The organism is Staphylococcus arlettae (assembly GCF_002902345.1).
Classification (GTDB): Bacteria; Bacillota; Bacilli; order Staphylococcales; family Staphylococcaceae; genus Staphylococcus; species Staphylococcus arlettae.
In genome coordinates, this window is the sequence record NZ_PPQB01000026.1 from 1 (window position 1) to 318 (window position 318).

Genomic DNA, 318 nt, shown 5'->3' on the forward strand with positions numbered 1-318 from the left:
TGCTTGGTAAAATCTATATTTTACTTACTTATCTAGTTTTCAATGTACAATTTAAATAAAATGGTGGAGACTAGCGGGATCGAACCGCTGACCTCCTGCGTGCAAAGCAGGCGCTCTCCCATCTGAGCTAAGCCCCCATAAGGCTGAATTATATAAAATTGAATGGTGGGCCTAAGTGGACTCGAACCACCGACCTCACGCTTATCAGGCGTGCGCTCTAACCAGCTGAGCTATAGGCCCATTCTAGGTGATTTGTAATGCTAAATGAGCATTCAAAACTGAATACAATATGTCAATGTTATTCCTTTTCAACTTCGT

2 tRNA genes are annotated in these 318 nt (G+C 42.1%); both read right to left on the reverse strand.

The features are described 5' to 3' along the window. Positions 1-61: 61 nt before the first annotated feature. Positions 62-137 (reverse strand) — tRNA-Ala (locus CD036_RS12085). Positions 138-163: 26 nt separating this feature from the next. Beyond that, positions 164-240, reverse strand: a tRNA-Ile gene (locus CD036_RS12090). Positions 241-318 lie beyond the last annotated feature (78 nt).